The organism is Streptomyces sp. NPDC001348, assembly GCF_053597535.1.
On sequence record NZ_JBSFIK010000012.1, the window covers coordinates 6,319 to 27,893 of the forward strand.

The 21,575-nt window shown below is 72.0% G+C and carries 22 protein-coding genes and 1 pseudogene; 15 read left to right on the top strand and 8 right to left on the bottom strand.

Annotated elements, in window-relative coordinates:
• From ACWC21_RS15020 to ACWC21_RS15030, 3 genes are all read left to right on the top strand, one after another.
• Positions 1 to 802, top strand: an 802-nt coding sequence (locus ACWC21_RS15020) for an NB-ARC domain-containing protein (protein ID WP_450881755.1), incomplete at its 5' end; no start/stop codon positions are given.
• A gap of 100 nt (positions 803 to 902) precedes the next feature.
• Positions 903 to 1,262 (top strand): DUF779 domain-containing protein, encoded by a 360-nt coding sequence (locus ACWC21_RS15025; protein WP_450881757.1) that lies wholly within the window; start codon positions 903 to 905, stop codon positions 1,260 to 1,262.
• 76 nt (positions 1,263 to 1,338) lie between these two features.
• Positions 1,339 to 2,580 carry a phosphodiester glycosidase family protein gene (locus ACWC21_RS15030; protein WP_450881759.1) on the top strand — a complete coding sequence of 414 codons (1,242 nt, stop codon included), beginning with the start codon at positions 1,339 to 1,341 and terminating at the stop codon, positions 2,578 to 2,580.
• 12 nt (positions 2,581 to 2,592) lie between these two features.
• Here the strand turns inward: ACWC21_RS15030 and ACWC21_RS15035 are convergent, their stop codons facing one another.
• The 6 genes and pseudogenes from ACWC21_RS15035 to ACWC21_RS15060 all read right to left on the bottom strand — a co-directional run bounded on the left by ACWC21_RS15035 (position 2,593) and on the right by ACWC21_RS15060 (position 7,830).
• Positions 2,593 to 2,787, bottom strand: coding sequence for a hypothetical protein (locus ACWC21_RS15035; RefSeq protein ID WP_450881760.1), 195 nt, complete (start codon positions 2,785 to 2,787; stop codon positions 2,593 to 2,595).
• A 103-nt stretch (positions 2,788 to 2,890) separates the two neighbouring features.
• Positions 2,891 to 3,756: pseudogene (locus tag ACWC21_RS15040) on the bottom strand (hypothetical protein).
• A gap of 171 nt (positions 3,757 to 3,927) precedes the next feature.
• Positions 3,928 to 5,019 (bottom strand): acyl-CoA dehydrogenase family protein, encoded by a 1,092-nt coding sequence (locus ACWC21_RS15045; protein ID WP_450881762.1) that lies wholly within the window; start codon positions 5,017 to 5,019, stop codon positions 3,928 to 3,930.
• Positions 5,016 to 6,197: an acyl-CoA dehydrogenase family protein gene (locus ACWC21_RS15050; protein ID WP_450881764.1), complete on the bottom strand. Its 1,182-nt coding sequence runs from the start codon at positions 6,195 to 6,197 to the stop codon at positions 5,016 to 5,018. The genes ACWC21_RS15045 and ACWC21_RS15050 overlap by 4 nt, the downstream gene beginning before the upstream one ends.
• A complete protein-coding gene (locus ACWC21_RS15055; protein ID WP_450881766.1) occupies positions 6,194 to 7,171 on the bottom strand; it encodes an NADPH:quinone oxidoreductase family protein in 978 nt (325 codons plus the stop codon). The genes ACWC21_RS15050 and ACWC21_RS15055 overlap by 4 nt, the downstream gene beginning before the upstream one ends.
• An 86-nt stretch (positions 7,172 to 7,257) precedes the next feature.
• Positions 7,258 to 7,830, bottom strand: a complete 573-nt coding sequence (locus ACWC21_RS15060) for a helix-turn-helix domain-containing protein (protein ID WP_450881768.1) — start codon at positions 7,828 to 7,830, stop codon at positions 7,258 to 7,260.
• Positions 7,831 to 7,895: 65 nt separating this feature from the next.
• Here ACWC21_RS15060 and ACWC21_RS15065 point away from each other — a divergent pair, with 65 nt between their 5' ends.
• The 7 genes from ACWC21_RS15065 to ACWC21_RS15095 all read left to right on the top strand — a co-directional run bounded on the left by ACWC21_RS15065 (position 7,896) and on the right by ACWC21_RS15095 (position 14,400).
• Positions 7,896 to 8,849 carry an NAD(P)/FAD-dependent oxidoreductase gene (locus tag ACWC21_RS15065; protein ID WP_450881770.1) on the top strand — a complete coding sequence of 318 codons (954 nt, stop codon included), beginning with the start codon at positions 7,896 to 7,898 and terminating at the stop codon, positions 8,847 to 8,849.
• Between the two features lie 29 nt (positions 8,850 to 8,878).
• On the top strand, positions 8,879 to 10,426 hold the full coding sequence (locus ACWC21_RS15070) for an ATP-dependent DNA ligase (RefSeq protein WP_450881772.1): 1,548 nt from the start codon (positions 8,879 to 8,881) through the stop codon (positions 10,424 to 10,426).
• Positions 10,423 to 10,902 carry an NUDIX domain-containing protein gene (locus ACWC21_RS15075; protein ID WP_450881774.1) on the top strand — a complete coding sequence of 160 codons (480 nt, stop codon included), beginning with the start codon at positions 10,423 to 10,425 and terminating at the stop codon, positions 10,900 to 10,902. Before ACWC21_RS15070 ends, ACWC21_RS15075 begins: the two co-directional genes overlap by 4 nt.
• A gap of 101 nt (positions 10,903 to 11,003) precedes the next feature.
• The gene (locus ACWC21_RS15080; protein WP_450881776.1) at positions 11,004 to 12,389 is read left to right on the top strand and encodes an NADP-dependent succinic semialdehyde dehydrogenase; all 1,386 of its coding nucleotides are present in this window, start codon (positions 11,004 to 11,006) and stop codon (positions 12,387 to 12,389) included.
• A 25-nt stretch (positions 12,390 to 12,414) separates the two neighbouring features.
• Positions 12,415 to 12,651 carry a DUF6213 family protein gene (locus ACWC21_RS15085; RefSeq protein ID WP_450881778.1) on the top strand — a complete coding sequence of 79 codons (237 nt, stop codon included), beginning with the start codon at positions 12,415 to 12,417 and terminating at the stop codon, positions 12,649 to 12,651.
• A 95-nt stretch (positions 12,652 to 12,746) separates the two neighbouring features.
• The gene (locus ACWC21_RS15090; RefSeq protein WP_450881780.1) at positions 12,747 to 13,871 is read left to right on the top strand and encodes a type III polyketide synthase; all 1,125 of its coding nucleotides are present in this window, start codon (positions 12,747 to 12,749) and stop codon (positions 13,869 to 13,871) included.
• A gap of 7 nt (positions 13,872 to 13,878) precedes the next feature.
• Positions 13,879 to 14,400, top strand: a complete 522-nt coding sequence (locus tag ACWC21_RS15095) for a cupin domain-containing protein (protein WP_450881782.1) — start codon at positions 13,879 to 13,881, stop codon at positions 14,398 to 14,400.
• Between the two features lie 9 nt (positions 14,401 to 14,409).
• Here the strand turns inward: ACWC21_RS15095 and ACWC21_RS15100 are convergent, their stop codons facing one another.
• Positions 14,410 to 15,645 carry an acyl-CoA dehydrogenase family protein gene (locus ACWC21_RS15100; RefSeq protein ID WP_450881783.1) on the bottom strand — a complete coding sequence of 412 codons (1,236 nt, stop codon included), beginning with the start codon at positions 15,643 to 15,645 and terminating at the stop codon, positions 14,410 to 14,412.
• Positions 15,646 to 15,809: 164 nt separating this feature from the next.
• On the opposite strand from ACWC21_RS15100, the gene ACWC21_RS15105 reads away from it, so the two are divergent.
• Positions 15,810 to 16,454, top strand: a complete 645-nt coding sequence (locus tag ACWC21_RS15105) for a TetR family transcriptional regulator (protein WP_450881785.1) — start codon at positions 15,810 to 15,812, stop codon at positions 16,452 to 16,454.
• Positions 16,455 to 16,494: 40 nt separating this feature from the next.
• Here ACWC21_RS15105 and def read toward each other — a convergent pair whose 3' ends face one another.
• Positions 16,495 to 17,034: a peptide deformylase gene (gene def, locus ACWC21_RS15110; RefSeq protein ID WP_450881787.1), complete on the bottom strand. Its 540-nt coding sequence runs from the start codon at positions 17,032 to 17,034 to the stop codon at positions 16,495 to 16,497.
• A 150-nt stretch (positions 17,035 to 17,184) separates the two neighbouring features.
• Between def and ACWC21_RS15115 the strand changes: the two genes are divergently transcribed.
• The 4 genes from ACWC21_RS15115 (at position 17,185) to ACWC21_RS15130 (ending at position 21,519) form a co-directional block, all read left to right on the top strand.
• Positions 17,185 to 18,423 carry a MurT ligase domain-containing protein gene (locus ACWC21_RS15115; RefSeq protein ID WP_450881789.1) on the top strand — a complete coding sequence of 413 codons (1,239 nt, stop codon included), beginning with the start codon at positions 17,185 to 17,187 and terminating at the stop codon, positions 18,421 to 18,423.
• Between the two features lie 31 nt (positions 18,424 to 18,454).
• A complete protein-coding gene (locus ACWC21_RS15120; RefSeq protein ID WP_388790108.1) occupies positions 18,455 to 19,183 on the top strand; it encodes a type 1 glutamine amidotransferase in 729 nt (242 codons plus the stop codon).
• Between the two features lie 251 nt (positions 19,184 to 19,434).
• Positions 19,435 to 20,460 carry a 6-phosphofructokinase gene (locus tag ACWC21_RS15125; RefSeq protein WP_450881792.1) on the top strand — a complete coding sequence of 342 codons (1,026 nt, stop codon included), beginning with the start codon at positions 19,435 to 19,437 and terminating at the stop codon, positions 20,458 to 20,460.
• A gap of 108 nt (positions 20,461 to 20,568) precedes the next feature.
• Positions 20,569 to 21,519, top strand: coding sequence for a cytochrome c oxidase assembly protein (locus tag ACWC21_RS15130; protein WP_450881794.1), 951 nt, complete (start codon positions 20,569 to 20,571; stop codon positions 21,517 to 21,519).
• Positions 21,520 to 21,575: the final 56 nt, after the last annotated feature.

The window sequence follows — 21,575 nt, forward strand, 5'->3', positions numbered from 1 at the left end:
GTACCCCTCCTCCTCCCTGCCGTTCACCCCGGACAGACTCGTCCGCCGCGTCCTGCGCTCGCTCGGCGCGGCGTCCACCGCGGACAGCGCGGAGGAGGCGGCCGCCCGGTTGCGGGACGCGCTGAGCAGGCGCCGGGTCCTGGTGGTCCTCGACAATGTCGACAGCGAGGCGCAGGTCCGCCCGCTGCTCGCGGACGATGCTCCCAGCGCCGTCCTGGTCGCCGCACGGCGTGAACTGCCGGCGTTGCCCGGCCTGTTACGCCACCAGATCGGCACCCTGGCGCTGCCGGACGCCCACCGGGTGCTGGAAGACCTGGTCGGGGTCGCGCGCATCCGGGCCGAGCGGTCGGCCACCTCGAGCATCCTGTGCTCCTGCGCCGGACTGCCGCTGGCCCTGCACATCGCCGGCCTGTGGCTGACGGCGCGGCCCCACCGGTCCCTGCGCGACCTGGCGGACCGTCTCGCGGACGAGCGGGCCCGCGTCGGCTTCCTGCGCGTGGGCGACCTGTCCCTGCGGGCGAGCGTGACGGCGTACCACCGGTTGCTGCCGCCCCCGCTGAAGGAGTCGCTGAACCGGCTGCACGCCGTGCGGGGCGACTTCGGCGTGCCGGACATGCTGGACCGGGTGACGCCCTCACCGGATCTCGCCCTGGACCTCCTCGAGGAGTTGCTGCACCGCCAGATGGTCCACGTCACAGCCATCGGGGACGACGGCGGGATCCGCTACCGGTTGTACGACGCGGTACGGCTGTACGCGGCACACTGCGTCGTGGAACGCCGTCCGCTCGGCACCGGCACCTGACGAACCGGTGCCCCGGCCCGGTCATGAGCCGCGGGTGAGGCCCGGGCCGTACGGCAGACCCCCTGGACGTCGCCGTCACGAGCCGTGAGACTCGGTCTCCATGGACGACGAGACCCCGCGCGTCGAACTCACCCCGCAGGCCGCCGACCTGCTGCGCCGGCTGCATGCCGTGCACGGGCCGCTGATGTTCCACCAGTCCGGCGGATGCTGCGACGGCAGTGCGCCCATGTGCTACCCGGACGGCGAGTTCCGCACCGGCTCCGCGGACGTGCTGCTGGCCGAACTGGTCGTCGAGGGCGTGGACGAGCCGGTGACCTTCTGGATGTCGCGCAGCCAGTACGAGGTGTGGAGCCACACCCGGCTGATCGTGGACGTGGTACCAGGGCGGGGCAGCGGTTTCTCGCTGGAGGCACCCGAGGGGGTGCGTTTCCTCACTCGTTCTCGCGTAGTCGACGCGTAGCCACTGCGCAGGACGCCGCTTTCTGCTGCACTTCCCCCTGGGACCACGACAGTTGTCGAGTCAGCAGGGGGCACAGTTGACGGTTCGTCGCAAGCACGTCGCAGCGGGCAGAGCGGTCTGCACGGTTCTCACGGTCCTCGGCGTCCTGGCGGGTGCGGCCCTGACCGGTGCCGCACCGGCCGCCGCCGCACGGGGTGCCGGCACGGAGATCGCGCCGGGTGTCACCTACGAGGAGTTCGACGTCCCCGCGGCCAAGGGCGTGACCCGCGCCCATCTGCTGACCGTGGACCTGCGCAACCCTCGGGTACGTCTGGGCCTGCTGTACCCGGGCGCGGTGGCGGCCCGCGCACCCGTCTCCCGGCTTGCCGACACGGCGGGAGCGGTGGCCGGTGTCAACGGCGACTTCTTCGACATCACCGAGACGCAGCATCCGGGCGTCGAGGCGACCGGCGCCACCGTGGGCCCGGTGATCGCCGACGGCCGGGTGCTCAAGGCGGCGGTGCCGGACGGACAGCGGTTCGGTCCGGCCCTGCCGCCCGGCACGACCACCGAGGACGTCTTCGGCGTGGGCGTCGACCGCAGGGCCCGCCTGGACCGTCTCCGCCTCGACGGGTCCGTGAGCACACCCGGGGGGCGGATGCCGCTCGGCGGACTCAACCAGTACGCGCTGCCGGTGGACTCCGTCGGGGCTTTCACGGCCCGGTGGGGCAGCGTCTCCCGGGTGCGCGCCACCTGCGGCACGGACACCGACCGGGCCGCCCCGTGCAGTACGGACACCTACGAGGTGACGGTTCGCCACGGCCGTGTGGTGTCGGCCTCCGGCCGGCCCGGCAGCGGCCCCATCGCGGAGGGCAACACGGTGCTGGTCGGCCGGGAGGCGGGTGCGCAGCGGCTGCGGAAGCTGTCCACGGGCGAGCGGGTGACGGTCCGGCACCGGCTGGTGGCGTTCGCCTCCGGGATCCCCTACCACTTCGCCCTGGGCGGGTATCCGGTGCTGCGGTCCGGGCAGCCGTTGCCGGGCCTGGACCGCGGCACGTCGGCCGTTCGGACCGCCGTGGGCATCGCGGAGGGCGGGCGCCGGCTGCTGCTGTTCGCGCTGGACGGCGCCCCGGCCTACCGCAGCGGTCTGACGATCGCCGAGGTGGCCGACGAGATGCGGGCGCTGGGCTCGGTCGACGCGTTCAGCCTGGACGGTGGCGGTTCGACCGAGCTGGTCGCCCGCGAGCCCGGGGCCACCGCCGTATCGGTGCGCAACCACCCGAGCGGCGGGGCGGAGCGGCCCGTGCCCAACGGCATCGGGGTCTTCTCGGCGCCATGACGCGCGGAGGGCTCACGGCCTCAGGCTGCCGACCAGTTCGGCGGTGGTGGTGAGCCCGCTGTGGATGGTGGGGGCCATGTTCGTGCCGGCCAGGTAGAAGCCGAGCAGCACGCACACCAGGGCGTGGGAGATCTTCAGCGCCCCGCCGCGGATGAAGATCACCGCCATGATCAGGAGCAGCAGCACCACAGAGATGGAAACGGCCATCGCGAACCTCCTCCGCCACATCCATTTCGCGGCGTTCGCCCGCAAGTGTGGCGTAGTGGAGGGGTCGCCCCGTGGGCCGACATGTCCCCTGTCCGGGTGATGTTCAGCAGGCGCGGTGCTCGTCCAGGAACGCCTCCAGCCCCGCGAGGTCGTCGGTGTTGAAGTAGTCGACGCCGGCGGCCAGCAGTTCCGACCACAGCGCGTCCCGGGCCGGGCCCGCCATGTCGGGCCCGCCGTGTCGGGCCCGCCGTGTCGGGCCCGCCGTGTCGGGCCCGCCGTGTCGGGGGTCGCCGACTGCTGGCTGGGAGTGCGCACAAGGACGGTTTACCTCGATCGTGTGATCGTGGGGCTCCGGGCTTGCGGCGTGCTGGGCTGTTCGGGCTACGGTGATCGTGCGATCTGGGACGCCGGGCATGGCGCCAGCGTGCGGGGCCCCCGCTCCACCAGCGTGATGGTTCAGGGCCTCCCCGTCGCCTCTGGCCGTGCCCACCTGGCCAGGTCGTGAGGGCGGTGTCCATAGCGGCCTCCGGCCGCGGGGGCCTCCCGGGATCGGACCACGGACAGGATCCGTGTGGCTGCCCCGGGGTCGAGTACGCCGGGTACCAGTGCGCCCACAACCGTTCGGTGTGCGCGGCTGAGCTGACTCACTCATGCTCAGTCCATAGGAACGGTGGCCCAGAACCGGACCTGCTGCGCATGTGCGGGACGGTCGAGCTCGGTGGCGTCGTGGCCGACGAGGAGCTGGTCGCCGACGAGGAAGACGTCGGCCTCGACGCTGCCGAAGCGGTGGTCGAGGGCGTCGAGGAGCGGCCGGGGGTGCTCGTAGTCGTTGTGGGCGTGGGCGCGCCACAGCGGGCGCGGGGCGTGCTTCCGCTCGGCCGCCCGCGCCTGCGCTCCGGGCAGGGCGAACGAACCCACGAGTGCGGCGCCGAGGGTGGTGAGGGCGCTGCGACGGGTGGTGGGGGCCATGCCGTGCCTCCCTGTGAGGGCCGTGTGGGATCTCCGTGAGTATGAGGTCCACCGGCTTCCAACAGGACCGTGCGGGAGAGGAGTTGGCCGGACCGCCGCCGGGTGTTCACCGCCTCGGCAGGGGGACACCGAAAAGCCCGCCCCAGGTGGGGCGGGCTTTCCCGGTGAACGTCAGGGGGCCTGCAGGCCGACCAGTTCCGCCACCGCGGCGCGGTGGGCGCCCGCGGTGCCGTAGGCGATCGAGTCCGCCTTGGCCCGCTTCAGATACAGATGGACCGGGTGCTCCCAGGTCATGCCGATCCCGGCGTGCAGTTGCAGTGCCTCCTCGGCGGCGTGGACGGCGACCGGCCCCGCGTACGCCTGGGCGACGGCCACCGCCACGTCGGCGTCCTCGCCGGTGGCCAGCGCGTCAGCGGCGTTGCGGGCGGCGGCCCGGAGGTTGACGACCTCCAGCCACAGCTGCGCGAGCCGGTGCTTGAGCGCCTGGAAGCCGCCGACGGGCCGGTTGAACTGCTTGCGCTCCTTGAGGTAGCGCACGGTTTCGGTCAGCGTCCAGTCGGCGAGCCCGAGTTGTTCGGAGGCGAGGAGTCCGGCCGCGGCGCGCAGGGCGCGGCGGACGGCGGGCTCGGCGTCGCCGATCCGTCGGGCGGCCGCCCCGGCGAGGGTGACGGTCGCGAGCGGCCGGGTGAGGTCGAAGGAGGTCTGCGGCGTGACGGTCACGCCGTCGGCGCCGACGTCGAAGGCGTACAGTCCGCCGTCGTCGGCCGGCACCAGCAGCAAGTCGGCGGCGGCCGCGTCCGCGACACCGGTCAGCTCCCCGTTCAGAATGCCGTCCTCGTGGCGTACGGCCTTGAAGGCGCCGCCCGGAGCGACGTTCAGCGCGACGGCGAGGACTCCGGTCCTGCGCCCCGACGCCAGCTCGGCGAGCAGGTCGTCGGCGACGTCGCAGGCGAGCAGTGCCTCGGTGGCGACGACGGCGCTGGTGAGGAACGGCACGGGAGCCACGGCGCGCCCCAGCTCCTCCAGGACCACGGCGGCCTCACGGTGCGTGGCGCCCTGACCGCCCTGCGCCTCGGGCACCAGCAGGCCCGCGAGGCCCATGCCGTCGGCGAGGGCCTTCCAGGCGGTGAGGTCGTGCGGGGCGTCGGACTCGGTGCGCGCGATGACGCCGGACGCGTCGCAGTGGTCGGCGAGCAGGTCACGCACGGCGGCCCGCAGTGCCTCTTCCTCCTCCGAGTACAGCAGGTCGGGCGCCTTCGTCATCGGGTCAGGTCCTTCCAGGCGACGTCCTTGTCGGTGCGCGGCTCGGCCGGCAGGCCCAGGACGCGCTCGGCGACGATGTTCAGCAGGACCTCGCTGGTCCCGCCCTCGATGCTGTTGCCCTTGGAGCGGAGGTAGCGGTAGCCGGCGTCGCGGCCGGTGAAGTCGACCAGCTCGGGGCGGCGCATGGTCCAGTCGTCGTACAACAGGCCTTCCTCGCCGCGGAGTTCGACTTCGAGGCCGCTGATCTCCTGGTTGAGCCGGGCGAAGGCGAGCTTCATTCCGGCACCCTCGGGGCCGGGCTGGCCGGCGACGAGCTGCTGGCGCAGACGTTCGGCGGTGAGCCGGGAGACCTCGGCCTCGACCCACAGTTTCAGCAGTCGCTGGTGCAGGTCGTGGGTGCGCAGCTCGGGGCGTTCGCGCCAGGTCTTCGACACCGGGCCGATCATGCCGCCCTCTCGGGGCAGCCGCATGCCGCCGATGGCGACGCGTTCGTTGTTCAGCGTGGTCTGCGCGACCCGCCAGCCGTCTCCGACCTCGCCGAGGCGGCGGGAGTCGGGGATGCGGACGTCGGTGAGGAAGACCTCGTTGAACTCGGCCTCGCCGGTGATCTGGCGCAGGGGCCGGACCTCGACGCCGGGGTCGGTCATGTCGCAGAGGAAGTACGTGATACCCGCGTGCTTGGGCACGTCCGGGTCGGTACGGGCGATGAGGATGGCCCAGCGGGAGTTGTGCGCGCCGGACGTCCACACCTTCTGCCCGTTCACCACCCATGTGTCGCCCTCACGCACGGCGCGGGTGCCCAGCGCGGCCAGGTCGGATCCGGCGCCCGGCTCACTGAAGAGCTGGCACCAGACCTCCTCCCCCGTCCACAGCGGCCGCAGATAGCGCCGCTTCTGCTCCTCGGTGCCGTACCTGAGGATCGTCGGGGCGGCCATGCCGAGCCCGATGCCGTTGCGGCGCGAGTCGTTGTCAGGGGCTCCCGCGGCCTGGAGTTCGGCGTCCACGACGGCCTGCAGGGAGCGCGCCGCGCCCAGTCCGCCGAGGCCCTCCGGGTAGTGCACCCAGGCGAGCCCCGCGTCGAACCGGGCCCGCAGGAAGTCCAGCCGGTCGGTGGCGGCGGGCGGGTGCGCGGCCAGCAACTCGGCCGTGCGGCGCTTGAGTTCGGCTGCGTCGGTCATGCCGCGGCTCCGTTCTCCAGGGCCGGCACGACGGCGACCCGGCCGGTGGTGACCCCGTCGCCGACCCGCTGCACGGCCTGCGCCGCGGCGGCCAGCGGGACCCGCTCGCTCACCAGCGGCTTGATCGCGCCCCGGGCGGCCAGCTCGGTGAGCTGCTCGTGGCAGTGCTGGACCAGCTTGGGGTTCTTGGTGTTGTACAGGCCCCAGTGCAGCCCGAGGATCGAGTAGTTCTTCACCAGGGCGTGGTTGAGGCCGGGGCTCGGGATGCTGCCGCTGGCGAAGCCCACGACGACGATCCGGCCCTCGAAGGCGACGGCCTTGGCGGACTGCGCGTAGGCCTCGCCGCCGACCGGGTCGTAGATCACGTCGGCGCCCCGGCCGGCGGTGGCCTCCTTCACCGCGGCGACGACGTCCTCGGCACGCCGGTCGATCACGACGTCACAGCCCAGCTCGCGGGCGACGGCGGCCTTGGCGGCGCCGCCCACCACGCCGATGACAGTGGCCCCGGCCGCCTTGCCGAGCTGCACGGCCGCGCTGCCGACCCCGCCGGCGGCAGCGTGGACGAGCAGCGTCTCGCCGGCCTCCAGACCGGCCCGGCGGTGCAGGCCGAACCAGCCGGTCTGGTAGCCGATGTGCAGGGCGGCGGCCTCGGCGTCGTCCAGCGACTCGGGCGCGGGCAGCACGGCGGCGGCGTCGGCGACGGCGTACTCGGCGAAGCCGCCGTGCGGCAGCGCCGGGTTGGCGATCACCCGGCGTCCGTCCTCGGTCTCGCCGCAGATCTCCACGCCGGGCGTGAACGGCAGCGGCGGCCGGACCTGGTACTGGCCCCGGGCCATGAGCACGTCCGGGAAGTTGATGTTGGCGGCACGCACCTTCAGCAGGACCTGGCCGTCACCGGGCGTGGGCCGCTCCACCTCCGCGAGCCGCATCACCTCGCCCGGCTCGCCGTTCTCGTGCACTTGCCATGCCTGCATGCGGGTGCCTCCACACGACTGCTCAGTCCGACGGGGTCTACGGCATACTAAGCGGTCGCTTGCCCATCAGGGAACAGTCGCGTGCGTCACTGCCCCCGGGGCCGCGCCCGCACGTGCATCCGCTCCCCCTGCGGCCCGAACAGGCTGAGGAACTCCACCGGTCCCTCCCCCGTCGACCCGAACCAGTGCGGCACCCTGGTGTCGAACTCCGCGGCCTCACCGGCCGTGAGCACCACGTCGTGCTCGCCGAGCACCAGCCGCAGACGTCCGGAGAGCACGTACAGCCACTCGTAGCCCTCGTGGGTGCGCGGATCGGGTTCGAGCCCGCGCCGCGGTTCCAGCACCTTGTACGCCTGCAGCCCGCCGGGCTGCCGGGTCAGCGGCCAGTGAGTGCGCCCGCCCCGCACGATCGGCTTGGACCGCACGCGCGGATCCCCCACCGGCGGGGCGCCGACCAGCTCGTCCAGCGGCACCTGATGGGCCTGGGCGATCGGCAGCAGCAGTTCGAGGCTGGGCCTGCGCAGACCCGATTCGAGCCGGGAGAGGGTGCTGACGGAGATCCCGGTCGCCTCCGAGAGCGCGGCCAGGGTCACCTCCCGGTCCTTGCGGATGCGGCGCAGCCTGGGACCCACCTCGGCCAGTACCTCGTCGGTCGTCATGGCCGCAATTGCAGGATCGGCAACAACGTTTGTCAACAGGGCGGGCGCCGGGTGACCGTCTCGGCATGACCGAGAGCAGCGAGAACACCTACGAAGTCGTCATCGTCGGAGGCGGCGCGGCCGGACTGTCCGCCGCCCTGGTCCTGGGCCGGGCGCGGCGCCGCACCCTGGTCGCCGACGTGGGCGAACCGCGCAACGCGCCCGCCGCACACATGCACGGCTATCTGTCGCGGGACGGGATGCCACCCGCCGAGTTCCTGGCCGCCGGCCGGGAGGAGATCGCGCGCTACGGCGTCGAACTGGTCCGGGACCGGGCGGTGGACGCCGCCAGGGACGCCGCCGAGGGCACGGGCTTCACCGTGCTGCTGGAGAGCGGGCGGACCGTCCACGCCCGGCAGCTGGTCGTCGCCACCGGTCTCAAGGACGAGCTGCCGCCGGTCGCGGGCCTCGCCGAGCGCTTCGGCCGGGATGTGCTGCACTGCCCGTACTGCCATGGCTGGGAGGTGCGCGACCGGGCGTTCGGCGTGCTCGCCACCACCCCCATGAGCGTCCACCAGGCCCTCATGGTCACCCAGTGGTCCAAGGACGTGACACTGTTCCTGCACGAGATCACCGAGGAGCGGCTCACCGACGACGATGTGCGCAGGCTGGCGGCAGCCGGGGTCCGGGTGGTACCCGGCGAGGTGGCCGAGGTGGTCGCCGCCGGGGACCGGCTCACCGGCGTCAGGCTCGCGGACGGACCGGCGTACGACCGCGATGTGCTGTTCGTCGCGCCCCGGGCCGTGCCGCGCACCGATCTGCTTGCCCGGCTGGGCGCGGAACTGCGGGAGACCCCGTTCGGCGCCTACCCGGTGATCGACGAACGCGGCCTGACCACCGTGCCCGGGCTGTGGGCGGCGGGCAACGCGAGCGGTTTCGCGGAGCAGGTGGTCAACGCGGCGAGCCGGGGTTACCGGGCGGGCGCGGCGATCAACGGTGAGCTGCTGTTCGCAGACCTCGACGCGGCCGCGGGGGTGTAGCCCCGGCGGCGCTGGAGCACTATGGCTGCATGCTGCTGTCCCGGCTCGCCCACGTGTCCCGCGAGGTCGCCGCCACCTCGGCGCGGTCCAGGAAGACCGCCCTGCTCGCCGAGCTGTTCCGGGAGGCGGAGGCGGACGACGTGCCGATCGTCATCCCGTACCTGGCGGGACGGCTGCCGCAGGGGCGGCTCGGGGTCGGCTGGAAGGTGCTGTCCCGCCGTGTGCCGCCCGCCGCCGGGCCGTCCCTCACCGTGGCGGAGGTCGACGCCCGGCTCACCGAGCTCGGCAAGGTCTCCGGGCCCGGCTCACAGGCGGAACGCACACGGCTGGTCGGCGAGCTTATGGGCGCGGCCACCGAGGACGAGCAGCGCTTCCTGCTCGGGCTGATCACCGGCGAGGTCCGGCAGGGCGCGTTGGACGCGGTCGCCGTGGAAGGGCTGGCCGAGGCGACCGGTGCGGCCGCCGGGGACGTCCGGCGGGCGGTGATGCTCGCCGGTTCGCTGCAGACGGTCGCCGGGGCGCTGCTGGCCGAAGGGCCGGGGGCGCTGGACCGCTTCCGGCTCACCGTCGGCCGCCCGGTGCTGCCGATGCTGGCGCACAGCGCCTCCTCGGTCGCCGAGGCGGTCGGGAAACTGGGCGCCTGCGCGGTCGAGGAGAAACTGGACGGCATCCGGGTCCAGGTCCACCGGGACGGGCCCACCGTGCGCATCGTCACCCGCACCCTGGACGACATCACCGACCGGCTGCCGGAAGTGGCCTCGGCCGCACGGGGCCTCGCGGGCGAGCGGTTCATCCTGGACGGCGAGGTGATCTCCTTCGACGCCGCCGGGCGGCCCCGCTCCTTCCAGGAGACGGCGGGCCGGGTCGGGTCGCGGGTGGACGTGGCGAGGGCCGCCGAGGAGGTGCCCGTCTCCCCCGTCTTCTTCGACGCGCTCGCGGTCGACGGCCGTGATCTGCTCGACCTGCCGTTCGCCGAGCGGCACGCGGAGCTGGCCCGGCTGGTGCCCGACCCGATGCGGGTCCGCAGGACGCTGGTGCCCCGGCCGGAGAGCCCCGAGGACATGGCCGGGGCGGAACGGTTCCTCGCCGCCACCCTGGCGCGCGGCCACGAGGGCGTGGTGGTCAAGGCGCTGGACGCTCCCTACAGCGCGGGCCGGCGCGGCGCGTCCTGGCTGAAGGTCAAACCGGTGCACACCCTCGACCTGGTCGTGCTGGCCGCCGAATGGGGGCACGGCCGCCGCACCGGCAAGCTGTCCAACCTCCACCTCGGCGCCCGCGGCGCGGACGGCGGTTTCGCCATGCTCGGCAAGACCTTCAAGGGCATGACCGACGCGATGCTCGCCTGGCAGACCGGGCGGCTGGCCGAACTGGCGGTCCGGGAGCACGCCTGGGGGGTGACCGTGCGCCCCGAACTCGTCGTGGAGATCGCCTACGACGGCCTGCAGCGTTCCTCCCGGTACCCGGCCGGTGTGACCCTCCGCTTCGCCCGTGTCGTCCGTTACCGCGACGACAAGCGCCCGGAGGAGGCGGACACCGTGGAGACGCTGCTGGCCGCGCACCCGGAGGTGAGGCCGTGAGCCCGGCGGCGCCGAGGCGCAGTGCCGGACTGCTGCTGTTCCGGCACACGGCCGACGGCCTGCAGGTGCTGCTCGGTCACATGGGCGGCCCGTACTTCAGCAGGAAGGACGCGGGTGCCTGGACCGTCCCGAAGGGCGAGTACGAGCCCGGCGAGCCCGCCTGGGACGCGGCCCGCCGGGAGTTCCAGGAGGAACTGGGCCTGCCGCCGCCCGACGGGAGGGCGGTGGCGCTGGGCGAGGTCCGGCAGACCGGCGGCAAGATCGTCACGGCCTGGGCGGTCGAGGCCGGACTCGACCCGGAGACGATCGAGCCGGGCACCTTCACCATGGAGTGGCCGCCGAGGTCGGGGCGCTTGCAGCGGTTCCCCGAACTGGACCGCGTGGCGTGGTTCGGCCTGGACCGGGCCCGTGCGGTGATCGTCACGGCGCAGGCCGCGTTTCTGGACCGGCTGGCGGAGCACTCGACCGACAGGTGAGTCGCCCCGCGGTTCGCCTGCCGACAGGACCGCTCCGCGTTGCGGCGCCGGCCGCCGCGTTGGAAGGTCGTAACACAGCCCTGCTCCTAGGGAGGTCAGCCATGCCCATCGCGACGGTGAACCCGGCGAACGGGGAGACGATCAAGACGTACGAGGCCATGGGCGAGGAGGAGGTGGAGCGCCGGCTCCAGCTCGCCGAGGCCACGTTCCGCACCTACCGGACGACCTCCTTCGCGGACCGCGCCCGGCTGCTCAACCGGGCCGCCGACCTCCTCGACGAGGACCAGGGGGAGATCGCCCGGATCATGACCACCGAGATGGGCAAGCCGATCAAGCAGGCGCGGACGGAGGCCGCCAAGTGCGCCAAGGCCATGCGCTGGTACGCCGAACGCGCCGAGGGGCTGCTCGCCGACGAGGAACCCGCCGACGCGGACGTACGGGACTCGGGCGCGTCCCGGGTACGGGTCCGGTACCGCCCGCTGGGCCCGGTCCTCGCGGTGATGCCCTGGAACTTCCCGCTGTGGCAGGTCGTCCGGTTCGCCGCGCCCGCGCTGATGGCGGGCAACGTGGGTCTGCTCAAGCACGCGTCGAACGTCCCCCAGACGGCCCTGTACCTGGAGGACCTGTTCCATCGGGCGGGCTTCACGGAGGGCTGTTTCCAGACGCTGCTGATCGGCTCGGCGGCGGTGGACGACATCCTGCGCGACGACCGCGTGAAGGCCGCGACCCTGACGGGCAGCGAGCCGGCCGGGCGGGCGGTCGCCTCCACCGCCGGGGAAATGATCAAGAAGACGGTGATGGAGCTGGGCGGCAGTGATCCGTACGTCGTCATGCCCTCCGCCGACATCGACCGGGCGGCCGAGATCGCGGTGACCGCACGGACGCAGAACACCGGGCAGTCGTGCATCGCCGCCAAGCGGTTCATCGTGCACTCGGACGTCTACGACGCCTTCACCGAGAAGTTCGTCGCGGGCATGAAGGCGCTGAAGACCGGCGATCCCCTGGAGGAGGGCACGGACATCGGGCCGCTCGCCAGTGAACAGGGACGGGCCGACCTGGAGGAGCTGGTCGACGACGCCAAGCGCGCCGGGGCCCAGGTGCTGTGCGGCGGGGAGCGGCCGGACGGGCCCGGCTGGTTCTACCCGCCGACCGTGCTCGCCGGGGTAACCCGGGAGATGCGCATCCACCGGGAGGAGGCGTTCGGGCCGGTGGCGACCCTGTACCGGGCCGGGGACCTGGACGAGGCGATCCTCATCGCCAACGACTCGCTGTTCGGACTCAGTTCGAATGTCTGGACGCGGGAGGAGAGCGAGGTCGAGCGGTTCGCGCGGGACCTGGAGGCCGGGTCCGTGTACGTCAACGGCATGACGGCGTCCCACCCGGCGTTTCCGTTCGGGGGTGTGAAGCGGTCCGGGTACGGACGTGAGCTGTCCGGGCACGGAATCCGGGAGTTCTGCAACATCACGACCGTTTGGCAGGGTGCGTGAGGGTTCCACGACTACCATCCCGTCTGTGAACCGCGAAGTGACTCTGCCTCTGATCGTCGACGACCGCGGTACCTTGCAGGTGTCCGCGGCCGAAGTGAGCAAGCTGCTGCGCACGGTGGGCGGAAGGTGGCTGCGTCTGGTCGAGGCGGGGCAGGAGGGGCTCGACGAGGACACGGTGGCCGCGCTGACGATCGAGCTGGCCAAGCTGGCCGACCGGATCGACGTGGCGTGCATCGCGCACAGCAGCGGGGGCACGCCGTAGCGCCTGCCCGAGCCTGCCGGGGCGTCACCGGTCTGGAGTAACCCGACGCGAGATCGTCGCCCTCCCGGGTGATCGTGGATGGACCACCCCCTGAGGTGAACCACCCTCTCACCGGTGGGCGCGAGCCCGCAGGACGGCGAAAGCAGGCACGGTTCATGGCGACTTTGTGCAGACCCTCGGTGTCGGTTCCGGAGCACGTGATCACGATGGAGGAGACGCTGGAGCTGGCGCGCTCCCGCCACGCCGACCACCCACAGCTGCCGCTGGCCCTCCGACTGATCGAGAACACGGGCGTCAGGACCCGGCACATCGTGCAGCCCATCGAGGAGACCCTGAAGCACCCGGGCTTCGAGGAGCGCAACCACCGCTACGAGGCCGAGGCGAAGGCCCGGGTGCCCGCGGTCATCCAGCGCGCGCTCGACGACGCGGAGCTGCTCACCACGGACATCGACGCGATCGTCTTCGTCTCGTGCACGGGGTTCATGATGCCCTCGCTCACGGCGTGGCTGATCAACGAGATGGCCTTCGACAGCACCACCCGGCAGCTGCCCATAGCCCAGCTGGGCTGTGCGGCCGGCGGTGCCGCGATCAACCGGGCCCATGACTTCTGCACGGCCTACCCCGAGGCCAACGCGCTGATCGTGGCGTGCGAGTTCTGCTCGCTGTGCTACCAGCCCACCGACCTCGGGATCGGCTCGCTGCTCTCCAACGGCCTGTTCGGCGACGGCATCGCCGCAGCCGTGGTCCGGGGCCGGGGCGGCACCGGCGTGGAGCTCGAGCGCAACGGCTCGTACCTGATCCCCAAGACGGAGGACTGGATCGCGTACGACGTCCGGGCCACCGGTTTCCACTTCCTGCTGGACAAGCGGGTCCCGGCGACGATGGAGCCGCTCGCTCCGGCCCTGCAGGGCCTGGCCGACAGGCACGGCTGGGACGCGTCCGACCTGGACTTCTACATCATCCACGCCGGCGGTCCCCGAATACTCGACGACCTCAGCAAGTTCCTGCAGGTCGAGCCGCAAGCGTTCCGGTTCAGCCGGGCCACGCTCACCGAGTACGGCAACATCGCCAGCGCGGTGGTGCTGGACGCCCTGCGCCGGTTGTTCGACGAGGGCGGCGCCGAGCACCGGGCGCGCGGGCTGCTGGCCGGGTTCGGTCCCGGCATCACCGCGGAGATGACGCTGGGCCGCTGGCGCCTCGAGAACGAAGGGACGGCCTGAGGAACCGATGACGGCGACCGAGGGGCTGCTCGTGCCACCGGGCCACGGCCGGGTGGTGCAGACGCCCGCCCAGCGCGTGACCTTCAAGGTGACCGGCACGCACTCCCGGACGGCCTCCACCTTCGAGGTGGAGGTCCCGCCGGGCTTCGACGTGGGCGCCCATGTGCACACGCGCAGCGAGGAGTTGTTCTACGTGCTGGAGGGCGAGCTGGACGTGCTCGCCTTCGAGCCGCGTGTCCGGACCCCCGACAACTGGCGGAACTGGGAGTCGAGCTCGGGCAGCCGGGTGGTCCGGGCGACCCCGGGCACGGTCATCGTCGTACCGCCGGGTTGCCCGCACGCGTTCGCGAACCCGACGGAGGCGCCGGCGAAGATGTTCTTCCAGGCCTCCCCGCCCCCGGATCACGAGCGCTACTTCGAGGAGCTGCTGGAGATCCTGGGGAGCGGGGGGCCACCCGACCACGAGGCGATCGAGGCCCTGAGAAAGCGCTACGACATCGAGCAGCTCACGCCGCTGCGGCACCGGTGAGCCGCGGGGTCACCGGATCGGCATCCCGGCGAGCGTCCTCGCGATCACCAGGCGCTGGATCTCGCTCGTGCCCTCGAAGATGGTGTAGATGGCCGCGTCGCGGTGCATCCGCTCCACCGGGTACTCACGGGTGTATCCGTTGCCGCCCAGGATCTGGATCGCCTGCGCGGTGACCTTCTTCGCGGTCTCGCTGGCGAACAGCTTGGACATCGAGCCCTCGGCCGCGGTGAACGGCCTGCCGTTGACCGCCATCCAGGAGGCGCGCCAGACCAGCAGCCGGGCGGCGTCGATGGATGTGCGCATGTCCGCGAGCTGGAAGGCCACACCCTGGTTGTCGATGATCGGCCGGCCGAACTGCTCACGGGTCCTGGCGTAGTCGAGGGCGACCTCGTACGCGGCCCGGGCGGTGCCCACCGCCATGGCGCCGACGGCCGGACGGGACGCCTCGAACGTGGCCATGGCCGCGTTCTTCACCCGCTCTCCCCCCGCCTTGGCCGCCTTGGCCCGCTCCCGGGCCCGGGCGAGGCGCTCGTCCAGCTTCTCCTTGCCGCCGAGCAGGCAGGAGCCGGGGACGCGCACGTTGTCGAGGATGACCTCGGCGGTGTGGGAGGCGCGGATGCCGTGCTTCTTGAACTTCTGGCCCTGGGCGAGGCCCGGCGTGCCCGACGGGACGATGAAGGAGGCGTGGCCCTTGGAGCCCAGCTCCGGGTCGACGACGGCGACGACCACGTGGACGTTGGCGATGCCGCCGTTGGTCGCCCAGGTCTTCGTGCCGTTGATCACCCACTCGTCCTTGGCCTCGTCGTACACCGCGCGCGTGCGCATGGAGGCCACGTCGGAGCCGGCGTCGGGCTCGGAGGAGCAGAAGGCGGCCACCTTCACGTCGTTGGCGTCGCCGTACATCTGCGGGATCCAGGTGCCGATCTGCTCCTCGGTCCCGTTGGCGAGAACGCCCACGGCGGCGAGGCCGGTGCCCACGATGGACAGGGCGATGCCCGCGTCACCCCAGAACAGCTCCTCCATGGCCATCGGGATGCCGAGGCCCGTGGGGTCGAAGTACTGCTGGGCGTAGAAGTCGAGGGAGTAGATGCCGACCTTCGCGGCCTCCTGGATGACCGGCCAGGGAGTCTCCTCACGCTCGTCCCATTCGGCGGCCGCGGGCCGGATGACGTCGGCGGCGAAGCCGTGCAGCCAGTCCCGGACCTCCTTCTGTTCGTCGTTGAGCTCCATGGTGAACTCGGCCATGTCCCCTCCAGCGGCTGTGCATGTTACTAGCGGTAACACCCAGTGTGTTACTCGTCGGTAGGGAAAGTCAACTCCACAAGGGCCTGCCGCTTCCGTTCGATGTCAGAGGCACGCAGTGTTAGTTTGCGCAGGCGTCACCGAACCAGCACGGGTGGGGAGAGCACATGGAAACCACGCAGCGAACCGATCAGCAGCGATCCGCCGACCGCCGGCGGCGCGAGCTGCTGGAGGCCGCCGACCGGGTGGTGCTCCGCGACGGCCCGCAGGCCTCGATGAACGCCATCGCGGCGGAGGCCGGCATCACCAAACCGATCCTCTACCGCCACTTCGGGGACAAGGGCGGACTTTACGCCGCCCTGGCCAAGCGGCACACGGACGCCCTGCTCGATTCCCTGCGGGCCGCGCTGGACGCGCCTGCCGACCGGCGGGACCGGGTGGAGGCCACGCTGGACACCTACCTCGCCGCGATCGAGGCCCGGCCCCAGGTGTACCGGTTCCTGATGCACCCGTCGGAGGGCGGTCAGGCCGGTGACCAGGGGTTCGACGTCGGCAAGCACTCCGCGCCGCTGCTCCGCCGGATGGGCGAGGAGCTCGCCCAGGTGATCGAGGACCGGTTGGACCTCGGACCGGGGAGCCAGCAGCTGGCCCGGGTGTGGGGGCACGGGATCGTCGGGATGATGCACGCGGCGGGTGACTGGTGGCTGGGCGAACGTCCCTGCTCACGCGCGGAATTGGTGCGCAGCCTGGCCGACCTGCTCTGGGGGCGTCTGGCGGCGGCCGGGGACAGGATGGGCGGTCCGGGGTTCTGACCGCCGCGTGGCACGGTCCCGCCCTCCCGGGCGGGCGTCGTCACCGGCCCCAGGAGGCACGCGCCACCTGCCGCATCAGCCTGCGGTGACGCCAGCCCGTCAGACGGTCCGCGTACAGCCGGCCCTCCAGGTGGTCGCACTCGTGCTGCAGGCACCTCGCGAAGAACCCCGTGCCGTGCACGGTGACCGGCTCCCCGGTCACCGTGCGGCCCTCGACCACCGCGTGGTCGTACCGCTCCGTCCCCGCCTCGAGCCCCGGCAGGGACAGGCAGCCCTCCGGGCCCCGGAGCACCAGGCCGTCCGCCTCCACCAGCCGCGGGTTCACCACGTGCCCGAGATGCCGCACATCGTCGTCGTCCGGGCAGTCGTATACGAACACCCGTTGTGGCACCCCGATCTGATTGGCGGCCAGACCCACACCCCGGGCCGCGTACATGGTGGCGAACAGGTCCTCCACGAGCGCGGACAGTTCGGGACCGAAGTCGGTGACGTCCCCGCACGGCTCGCGCAGCGCCGCGTCGCCGAGCAGGGTGAGAGGCCGGACCCGCCCGCGGGCGCCCGGGATGAAACCGTGTCGCATGGCCGCAAGGGTACGGTTCCTTCGGCCCATGCCCGCCGCGCAGACGTGGGCCGCGGTTCGGGCATGTGAGTGGATCTCGATAGGCTGAGGCCACACCACGTTGCCGGATGGCTCAAGGCGCGGCGCGTACGCAAGGAGGATCGAGAACTGATGGCAGGCAACTCGGACCCGCTCACGCCGCGGGCCAAGCTGGCCGTGACCGCGGGCAAAGCGGTCGCGGCGGCGTCGCGCGCAGCGGGGCGCGGCAGCGGATCGGTGATCGGCGGCCGGGTGGCGCTCAAGCTCGACCCCGACCTCCTGGCCCGGCTCGCCCAGAACCTGGACGTCGTCCTGGTGTCGGCGACCAACGGAAAGACCACGACCACCCGGCTCATCGCGGAGGCTCTGCGGGCCGCCGGCCCGGTCGTCTCCAACGCGCTCGGCGCCAACATGCCGGCCGGCATCACCTCGGCGCTGGCGGGCGGCTCGGACGCCAAGTTCGCCGTGATCGAGGTCGACGAGAAGTACCTGGCCGGTGTGGCCCGGGACACCGACCCCAAGTGCATCGCGCTGCTGAACCTCTCCCGCGACCAGCTCGACCGCGCCGCCGAGACCCGGATGCTGGCCGAGAACTGGCGCGAGGGGCTGGCCGGCACCAAGGCCGTCATCGTCGCCAACTGCGACGACCCGCTGGTGGTGTGGGCCGCGTCCTCCTCCCCCAATGTGATCTGGGTCGCCGCCGGGCAGATGTGGAAGGACGACGCCTGGTCCTGCCCCTCCTGCGGCGGTGTGATGCAGCGGCCGGGCGACGACTGGTTCTGCGGCGAGTGCGGCTTCCGCCGTCCGACGCCGAGCTGGGCGCTGTCCGGGGACCACGTCCTCGACCCGCACGGCTCCGCCTGGCCCATCCACCTGCAGCTGCCGGGCCGCGCCAACAAGGCCAACGCCACCTCCTCGGCGGCCGTCGCCGCCGTCTTCGGTGTGCCGCCGCAGGTCGGCCTGGAGCGGATGTACCAGGTGCAGGCGGTCGCGGGACGGTACGACGTCGTGCAGTTCCAGGGCCGTGACCTGCGCCTGCTGCTGGCGAAGAACCCGGCCGGCTGGCTGGAGACGTTCTCGCTCATCGACCCGCCGCCCGCCCCGGTGATCCTCTCCGTGAACGCCCGCGGTGCCGACGGCACGGACACCTCCTGGCTGTGGGACGTCGACTACACCCGGCTGACCGGCCATCCGATCTTCGTCATCGGCGACCGGAAGCTGGACCTCGCGGTGCGCCTGGAGGTCGCGAACCAGCACTTCCAGGTCTGCGAGAACCTGGACGAGGCCGTTCAGGTGTGCCCGCCGGGCCGGGTCGAGGTCATCGCGAACTACACCGCGTTCCAGGACCTGCGCCGCCGCGTCGGCAACTGACCACATCGGACAACGGAGTGACGATCCCTTCATGAGCGACAACCAACTGCGGCTGGTGTGGATCTACCCGGACCTGCTGAGCACCTACGGCGACCAGGGCAACGCGCTGGTCATCGAGCGGCGGGCCCGGCAGCGCGGTCTGGACGTGGCGCGGCTCGACGTGCGCAGCGACCAGCCGATCCCCACCTCCGGTGACATCTATCTGATCGGCGGCGGCGAGGACCGGCCGCAGCGGCTCGCCGCCGAGCGGCTGCGCCGCGACGGGCACCTGTACCAGGCGGTGCAGAACGGCGCGATCGTCTTCGCGGTCTGCGCCGGCTACCAGATCCTCGGCCACGAGTTCGTCAACGACCTCGGTCAGCGCGAGCCCGGCCTCGGTCTGCTGGACGTGACCACGGTGCGCAACGAGGGCGAGCGGTGCGTCGGCGACGTCCTCGCGGACATCGACCCGCGCCTCGGCCTGCCTCCGCTGACCGGCTTCGAGAACCACCAGGGCATCACCCACCTCGGCCCCACCGCCCGCCCCCTCGCCCAGGTGCGGCTGGGCAAGGGCAACGGCACCGGCGACGGCACCGAGGGCGCGTACAACGACACCGTCTTCGGTACGTACATGCACGGGCCCGCCCTGGCCCGCAACCCGCAGATCGCCGACCTGCTGCTGAAGCTGGCGCTCGACGTCAACGCACTGCCGCCGATCGACGACCGGTGGTACGAGGCGCTCCGCAACGAGCGCATCGCGGCTGCGCAGCAGCCTGCGTAGGTACGGCTGCGCAGCAGCCTGCGTAGGTACAGCTGCGCAGCCGGGTTACACAGCCCTTTAAGGCGCCTTCAAGCGCTGTAGGGGAGAGTGGTCCGCAGGCCCGCCTGACGGCCCGTCCGCTCACATGTGCGGGCGCGTCCAGCAGGCGGACGCCTGCTACGGAGCCACCCCCTCACGCCGGTAGGGTGGCCGGGATCCAGCCGGACAGCGTGGTCCGGTTACCCGGCCCACGTCTAGAAGGTAATCGGGCTATGCGCATTGGTGTCCTCACGTCCGGCGGCGACTGCCCCGGCCTGAACGCCGTCATCCGGTCCGTCGTGCACCGTGCCGTCGTCGACCACGGCGACGAGGTCATCGGGTTCCTGGACGGCTGGAAGGGCCTCCTGGAGTGCGACTACCTCAAGCTCGACCTCGACGCCGTGAGCGGAATCCTGGCGCGTGGCGGCACCATCCTCGGCTCCTCCCGGGTCCGCCCGGAGCATCTGCGGGACGGTGTGGCGCGGGCCAAGGGGCACGTCGAGGAGCTCGGCCTGGACGCGATCATCCCGATCGGCGGTGAGGGCACGCTGAAGGCGGCCCGCCTGTTGTCGGACAACGGCCTGCCCATCGTCGGCGTGCCGAAGACCATCGACAACGACATCGCGGTCACGGACGTCACCTTCGGCTTCGACACGGCCGTCGGCGTCGCCACCGAGGCCCTGGACCGGCTGAAGACCACCGCCGAGTCGCACCAGCGCGTGCTGATCGTGGAGGTCATGGGCCGCCACACGGGCTGGATCGCGCTGCATTCCGGCATGGCGGCCGGTGCGCACGCCATCGTGGTGCCGGAGCGCCCCTTCGACATCGAGGAGCTGACCCGGAAGGTCGGCGAGCGGTTCGAGGCGGGCAAGCGGTTCGCGATCGTGGTGGCGGCCGAGGGTGCCAAGCCGAAGGCCGGCTCCATGGAGTTCGACGAGGGCGGCAAGGACATCTACGGCCACGAGCGTTTCGCCGGGATCGCCCGGCAGCTCTCCATCGAGCTGGAGGAGCGGCTGGGCAAGGAGGCCCGTCCGGTCATCCTCGGACATGTGCAGCGCGGTGGCACGCCCACCGCGTACGACCGCGTCCTGGCCACGCGCTTCGGCTGGCACGCGGTGGAGGCGGTGCACCGCGGGGAGTTCGGCAGGATGACGGCGTTGCGCGGTACGGACATCGTGATGGTGCCGCTGGCGGAGGCCGTGGAGACACTGAAGACAGTGCCCTCGGAGCGGTACGACGAGGCGGAGTGCGTCCTGTGAGGTCCTGGTCTGCGTAGGTCCCTGCCCCCGGTCGCAGCCGTGACCGGGGGCGGTTCTACTCTTGGGGGCGGACAGACGCGTAAAACCCCCACGAATCAGGAGCCGGCGATGGATCACAGCGGGCACGGCATGATCATGGATTTGCCGCCGTTCACGCTGGGACGGGGTCTTCAGTGGTCGGCGGACCCGTTCTTCCTCGTCGCCTGCCTGGTGGGGCTCGGGCTGTACGGCTGGGGGGTCGTGCGGCTGCGGCGGCGCGGTGACGCCTGGCCGGCCGGCCGGACGGTGTCGTACGTGGCGGGTGTGCTGACCATCGGGTTGATGATGTGCACCCGGCTGAACGACTACGGCATGGTCATGTTCAGCGTGCACATGGTGCAGCACATGGTCATCAGCATGCTGTCGCCGATCCTGGTGCTGCTGGGTGCGCCGGTGACGCTGGCGCTGCGCGCGCTGCCGACCGCGGGCAGGGGCCGCACGGGCCCGCGCGAGCTGCTGCTGGCTCTGCTGCACAGCCGGTACATGCAAGTGATCACCCACCCGGTGTTCACGATCCCGCTGTTCATCGCGAGCCTGTACGGGCTGTACTTCACGCCGCTCTTCGACTTCCTCATGGGGTCGAAGACCGGACACGTCGCGATGATGGTGCACTTCCTGGCGGTGGGCGTGGTGTTCTTCTGGCCGATCATCGGCGTGGACCCGGGGCCGCACCGGCCCGGCTACCTGCTGCGGATGCTGGAGCTGTTCGCGGGCATGCCGTTCCACGCGTTCTTCGGGATCGCGTTGATGATGGCCTCGACACCGATGGTGGAGACGTTCCGGAACCCGCCCGCCTCGCTGGGCATCGACGCGCTCTCCGACCAGAACGCGGCCGGCGGCATCGCCTGGGCGTTCAGTGAGATCCCGTCCGTGCTGGTGCTGATAGCGCTGCTGTTCCAGTGGTACGGCTCGGAGCAGCGGCAGGCCAAGCGCAAGGACCGGGCCGCCGACCGCGACGGGGACCAGGAGCTGGAGGCGTACAACGCCTACTTGGCCTCGCTGAACTCGCGCGAGGGCTGAGAAAGCCGGGCTTCCGGGGCACCATGGGGGGACGGACCCTACAGGAGGCTGGTGCG

Excerpts from the sequence above, each read along its gene's own strand:
- ACWC21_RS15130 (WP_450881794.1), top strand. The coding sequence starts at position 20,569 with ATGGATCACAGCGGGCACGGCATGATCATGGATTTGCCGCCGTTCACG.
- def (WP_450881787.1), bottom strand. The coding sequence starts at position 17,034 with ATGCGACACGGTTTCATCCCGGGCGCCCGCGGGCGGGTCCGGCCTCTC.
- ACWC21_RS15070 (WP_450881772.1), top strand. The coding sequence starts at position 8,879 with ATGCTGCTGTCCCGGCTCGCCCACGTGTCCCGCGAGGTCGCCGCCACC.
- ACWC21_RS15095 (WP_450881782.1), top strand. The coding sequence starts at position 13,879 with ATGACGGCGACCGAGGGGCTGCTCGTGCCACCGGGCCACGGCCGGGTG.
- ACWC21_RS15120 (WP_388790108.1), top strand. The coding sequence starts at position 18,455 with ATGAGCGACAACCAACTGCGGCTGGTGTGGATCTACCCGGACCTGCTG.
- ACWC21_RS15050 (WP_450881764.1), bottom strand. The coding sequence starts at position 6,197 with ATGACCGACGCAGCCGAACTCAAGCGCCGCACGGCCGAGTTGCTGGCC.
- ACWC21_RS15055 (WP_450881766.1), bottom strand. The coding sequence starts at position 7,171 with ATGCAGGCATGGCAAGTGCACGAGAACGGCGAGCCGGGCGAGGTGATG.
- ACWC21_RS15025 (WP_450881757.1), top strand. The coding sequence starts at position 903 with ATGGACGACGAGACCCCGCGCGTCGAACTCACCCCGCAGGCCGCCGAC.
- ACWC21_RS15125 (WP_450881792.1), top strand. The coding sequence starts at position 19,435 with ATGCGCATTGGTGTCCTCACGTCCGGCGGCGACTGCCCCGGCCTGAAC.
- ACWC21_RS15035 (WP_450881760.1), bottom strand. The coding sequence starts at position 2,787 with ATGGCCGTTTCCATCTCTGTGGTGCTGCTGCTCCTGATCATGGCGGTG.
- ACWC21_RS15045 (WP_450881762.1), bottom strand. The coding sequence starts at position 5,019 with ATGACGAAGGCGCCCGACCTGCTGTACTCGGAGGAGGAAGAGGCACTG.
- ACWC21_RS15060 (WP_450881768.1), bottom strand. The coding sequence starts at position 7,830 with ATGACGACCGACGAGGTACTGGCCGAGGTGGGTCCCAGGCTGCGCCGC.
- ACWC21_RS15080 (WP_450881776.1), top strand. The coding sequence starts at position 11,004 with ATGCCCATCGCGACGGTGAACCCGGCGAACGGGGAGACGATCAAGACG.
- ACWC21_RS15065 (WP_450881770.1), top strand. The coding sequence starts at position 7,896 with ATGACCGAGAGCAGCGAGAACACCTACGAAGTCGTCATCGTCGGAGGC.
- ACWC21_RS15105 (WP_450881785.1), top strand. The coding sequence starts at position 15,810 with ATGGAAACCACGCAGCGAACCGATCAGCAGCGATCCGCCGACCGCCGG.
- ACWC21_RS15115 (WP_450881789.1), top strand. The coding sequence starts at position 17,185 with ATGGCAGGCAACTCGGACCCGCTCACGCCGCGGGCCAAGCTGGCCGTG.
- ACWC21_RS15100 (WP_450881783.1), bottom strand. The coding sequence starts at position 15,645 with ATGGCCGAGTTCACCATGGAGCTCAACGACGAACAGAAGGAGGTCCGG.